Source organism: Candidatus Allofournierella excrementigallinarum (genome assembly GCF_944388085.1).
Lineage (GTDB): Bacteria > Bacillota > Clostridia > Oscillospirales > Ruminococcaceae > Allofournierella_A > Allofournierella_A excrementigallinarum.
The window spans coordinates 1-4324 of sequence record NZ_CALXHK010000087.1 but is presented as its reverse complement, the minus strand read 5'-3'; the positions used below and the strand labels follow the sequence as shown (position 1 = coordinate 4324).

The 4324-nt window shown below is 63.6% G+C and carries 6 protein-coding genes; 4 read left to right on the top strand and 2 right to left on the bottom strand.

Annotation, left to right across the window (positions count from 1 at the left end):
- Window positions 1–126: 126 nt before the first annotated feature.
- Both ACH2AT_RS10720 and ACH2AT_RS10715 read right to left on the bottom strand, forming a co-directional pair.
- Window positions 127–318 (bottom strand): hypothetical protein, encoded by a 192-nt coding sequence (locus tag ACH2AT_RS10720; RefSeq protein ID WP_394965943.1) that lies wholly within the window; start codon window positions 316–318, stop codon window positions 127–129.
- Window positions 296–949 carry an epoxyqueuosine reductase QueH gene (locus ACH2AT_RS10715; protein WP_394965941.1) on the bottom strand — a complete coding sequence of 218 codons (654 nt, stop codon included), beginning with the start codon at window positions 947–949 and terminating at the stop codon, window positions 296–298. The genes ACH2AT_RS10720 and ACH2AT_RS10715 overlap by 23 nt, the downstream gene beginning before the upstream one ends.
- Before the next feature lie 456 nt (window positions 950–1405).
- Here ACH2AT_RS10715 and ACH2AT_RS10710 point away from each other — a divergent pair, with 456 nt between their 5' ends.
- The 4 genes from ACH2AT_RS10710 to ACH2AT_RS10695 form a co-directional block, all read left to right on the top strand.
- Window positions 1406–1609, top strand: coding sequence for a DUF896 domain-containing protein (locus ACH2AT_RS10710; protein ID WP_394965939.1), 204 nt, complete (start codon window positions 1406–1408; stop codon window positions 1607–1609).
- A 33-nt stretch (window positions 1610–1642) separates the two neighbouring features.
- Window positions 1643–2848: a cation diffusion facilitator family transporter gene (locus tag ACH2AT_RS10705; RefSeq protein ID WP_394965937.1), complete on the top strand. Its 1206-nt coding sequence runs from the start codon at window positions 1643–1645 to the stop codon at window positions 2846–2848.
- Between the two features lie 12 nt (window positions 2849–2860).
- Window positions 2861–4051, top strand: a complete 1191-nt coding sequence (locus ACH2AT_RS10700; protein WP_394965935.1) for a PLP-dependent aminotransferase family protein — start codon at window positions 2861–2863, stop codon at window positions 4049–4051.
- Window positions 4052–4079: 28 nt separating this feature from the next.
- The coding region (locus ACH2AT_RS10695; RefSeq protein ID WP_394965933.1) for an isocitrate/isopropylmalate family dehydrogenase at window positions 4080–4324 on the top strand (245 nt) is incomplete at its 3' end.

Genomic DNA, 4324 nt, shown 5'->3' with positions numbered 1-4324 from the left:
CGCGTGGTGCGCTGAGCGCCCGCCTCCAAACTTTATGTTATCCCCGCATTTTTCGATCCTCTCATTTTTCTCTTTGCCGGAAAACGGCGCCGGGAATGCTCCCGGCGCCGTTTTCCTTGGCGTTTTTCATTTCAGCAGGCCGTAGACCCGGCAGGTCTCCAGCATCTGGCCCAGGGTCAGCTTCTGACCCATCAGCTGGCGGTAGGTGGCGGTGCGGGTCTTGTCCTGCGCCTTCAGCTTCTCCATGCGGGCCGCCGTGTCGGCGTACTGGGCCTGCAGGTCCGCCAGCATCTTTTCAAACTGTTCCAGCCGGTCCATCGGGGGCGTCCTCCTTTGCAGCGCGCCGGGCGCTGAACTCGCAGCCGCAGTAGTCCTGGCGGTAAAGGCCGTATTGGGCCGAAAGCTCCAGGCTGCGCTTGTAGCCGTTTTTCTTCTTGAAGTCGTTGGGCAGATGGCGCACGCCGTACTGCTTTTCCAGCGCCTGCCCGATGGCGTTGATGCGCGCCGCGTCCTTGTGAGGGCTGATGGACAGGGTGGTGCAGAACCAGTCGAAGCCGTGGGCGGCGGCGTAGCGGGCGGCCTGGTCCATCCGCAGCCGGTAGCACACGGCGCACCGCCCGCCCCGCTCCGGCTCGGCCTCCAGGCCCGCCACGGCCCCGTAGTAGCGGCCGGTGTCGTAATCGCCCTCCACCACCTTCACCGCAGGGGCAAAGGCGGCGGCGAAGCGCGCAAGCTCCTCTCCCCGGCGGCGGTATTCGGCGGCGGGCCATATATTCGGATTGTAGTAGAGGATGGTCACCTCAAAGTGGGCCAGCAGCTGTTCCAGCACCGCGCTGGAGCAGGGCCCGCAGCAGGCGTGGAGCAAAAGCCGGGGCTTTTGGCCCCCCTGCGGGGCCAGCCGGGCCAGCACGGCCTCCATCTCCCGGGCATAGTTCGGCGGGTTCGCCATGGAGGATCCCCCCTTTTTCCTTTTTCAAAACCATTATACCACGGCGGGCAAGAGCGCCCGGTCACAGACTGTTTGTAACGATTTTGCAATTTGTTTATAAGCTTATCACGGTTTTTCCACAAAGTGGGGGTATTCTATAATCACAGCCCGGGGGGGACAAAAGGTTCCCCAAAGTGAAAACCGGCCACGGTAAAAAAGCCGTGTATACTGGCCGCCGCCCATGCGACGGGCGGGCCCGCAAGCCCCGCCTGTGGACGGCCCAGACAACCGACCCGCCTTCCCCTTCGTGAGAAGGTTTTTATATAGATGTCCGCTTTTCATGAGATTCCTCTTCAATTTGTGCAAAGGCAGCCTGCTCCTTCACTCCTCGGGGCAGGCTGCTTTTGCGTTTTGCCTTTGTTTCTGCTATAATAAGCGAAAAGCGCGCCGCGCCCGCGGCCGAAAGGGGAACGACCCATGGAACAGCAAAAACTCGACCGCATCAGCGAGCTTGCCCGCAAAAGCCGCACCGCCGGGGGCCTCACCGGCGCGGAACGCGCCGAACAGATGGCCCTGCGCCAGGAATACATTGAAAGCATGAAGCGCAGCCTGCGCGCCCAGCTGGACAACATCGACGTCATCGACGAGACCGGCGCCCATCCGCTGAAGCGCAAGCCCTGACGGGGCAAAAGGCCCCATCCCACAACATCCGAGGTGTTTTTTTTGACTGAAACGCTCGTGCGGCTGTTTGTGAAGAACAGCCGCGACGCCACCGACCCCGCCGTGCGCGCCGCCTACGGCAATCTGGCGAGCTGGGTGGGGATTTTCTGCAACCTGCTGCTCTGCGCCGGCAAATTTCTGGCCGGCACCCTCTCGGGCAGCATCTCCATCGCCGCCGACGCAGTGAACAACCTGTCCGACGCATCCTCCAGCGTGGTGAGCCTCATCGGCTTCAAGCTGGGCGCCCGCCCCGCCGACGACGAACACCCCTACGGCCACGCCCGCTTTGAGTATCTTGCCGGGCTGGCGGTGGCGGTGATGGTGCTGGTCATCGGCGTGGAACTGCTGAAAAGCAGCGTGGGCAAGATATTGCATCCCGCCGCCGTAACCTTCAGCTGGGTGGCCATGGCGGTGCTGGCGGCGTCCATCGCGGTCAAGCTGTGGATGTCGGTGTTCAACCGCACGCTGGGCAAGCGCATCAACTCCGGCTCCCTCATTGCCACCGCGGCAGACAGCCGCAACGACGTGCTCAGCACCAGCGCGGTACTCATCGCCAGCCTCATCAGCCACTTTGCGAACGTGGAACTGGACGGCTGGATGGGCGCGGCGGTGGCCCTGTTCATCCTTTACAGCGGCGTGGGCCTCATCAAAGACACCATCGACCCCCTGCTGGGCCTTGCCCCCGACCCAGAGCTGGTGCAGCGCATCCACGACAAGATCATGAGCTACCCCGGCGTGCTGGGCACCCATGACCTGATGGTCCACGACTACGGCCCCGGCCGGCAGTTCGCCAGCGTCCATGTGGAGCTGGCCGCCGAGGGCGATGTGATGGCCAGCCACGAGCTCATCGACGACATCGAGCGGGACTTTTTGAAAAACGACCGGCTGCCGGTGGTCATCCACTTCGACCCCATCGTCACCTCCGACGCCCAGGTGGGGGACATGCGCCGCTGGCTGGCCGGGGCGGTCAAGACCATCGACCCCTCCCTGTCCATCCACGACCTGCGCATGGTGCCGGGCGTGAACCACACCAACGTCATTTTTGACTGCGTCACCCCGCCGGGCTTCGCCATGGGCAGCGCCCGCCTCAAGGACGCCATCGCCCGGCTGGTGAGAGAAAAGGACCCGAATTACCGCTGTGTCATCACCGTGGAAACAAGTTTTGCCGCCGTGCCCCGCACGGGCGAGACGGTGCAGTAAGGAGGAAAAAGCATGGAGTTCCGTTATTCCGACAAGGTGCTGGGCATGCGGCCCAGCATCATCCGCGAGCTGCTCAAACAGATGAGCGACCCCAGTCTTATCAGCTTTGCCGGCGGCAACCCCGCGGCGGACAGCTTCCCCGTGGAAAGCATCCGCGCCTTCAGCGACGAGCTGCTGGAGACCGACCCGGTGGGCATGCTGCAATACTCCGTCACCGAGGGCTGCGGCCCCCTGCGCGAGGCCTGCCGCGCCTTTGCCAACCGCAAATGGCCGGTGGTGAAAAAGAGCGATGAAGTCATCATCACCAGCGGCAGCCAGCAGGCCATCGAGTTCATGGCAAAGCTGCTGTGCAACGAGGGCGACGTGGTGGCGGTGGAGGAGCCGGCCTTCCTCGGGGCCTACAATTCCATGCGCAGCTTCGGCGCGGTTTTGCGCGGCGTGCCCCTGCAGCCGGACGGCGTGGATCTCGACGCCCTGGAGGCGGCCTTCGCCGCCAGGCCGAGGCCCAAATTCTTCTACTGCATCCCCAACTTCCAGAACCCCACCGGCTGCACCACCAGCGAAGAAAAGCGGAAGGCCATCTATGAGCTGGCGGTGAAATACGGCGTGCCGGTGCTGGAGGACGACCCCTACGGCGCGCTGCGCATCAGCGGCGAGGACGTGCCCCCCATCAAGCACTTTGACGAGACGGGCGCGGTGGTCTACGCCGGGTCCTTCAGCAAGATCCTCTGCCCCGGCATGCGCCTTGCCTATTGCGCGGGCCAGGGCGACTTCATCGCCAGGATGGTCACCGCCAAGCAGGGCAGCGACGTGCACACCAACGTCTGGGCCCAGCGGGTGTGCGAGCGGATGCTCCGCGAGACCGACATGAACGCCCACATCGCCCGGCTGCAGGCCCTCTACCGGGAAAAGGCGAGCTGCATGATGGAGAAGCTGGACGAAAGGCTTTCCGGCGCGGTGACCTATGTGCGGCCGGAGGGCGGCATGTTCATCTGGGCAAAGCTGCCCGGCGAAATGCCCGCAGGGGAATTTGCCCGGCGCTGTTTGGAAAAGAAGCTGGCGGTGGTGCCGGGCAGCGCCTTTTACACCGACAGCGCGGTGGACCGGCCCTTTGTGCGGCTGAATTTCTCCACCCCCACCAAGGAACAGATCGACCGGGGTGTGGCCGTGATGGCCGAAGTCCTGGCCGAAATGACAAAGTGAGCGCAAAAACGAGAGGAGAGAGGCACCCATGGAAAAAATCAAGATGACCACCCCCCTTGTGGAGATGGACGGCGACGAGATGACCCGCGTTTTGTGGCAGATGATCAAGGACGAGCTCATCCTGCCCTTTGTGGAGCTCAAGAGCGAATACTACGACCTGGGGCTGCCCAACCGGGACGCCACCGGCGACCAGGTCACCATGGACGCGGCGCTGGCCAACAAGAAGTACGGCGTGTCGGTGAAGTGCGCCACCATCACCCCCAACGCCCAGCG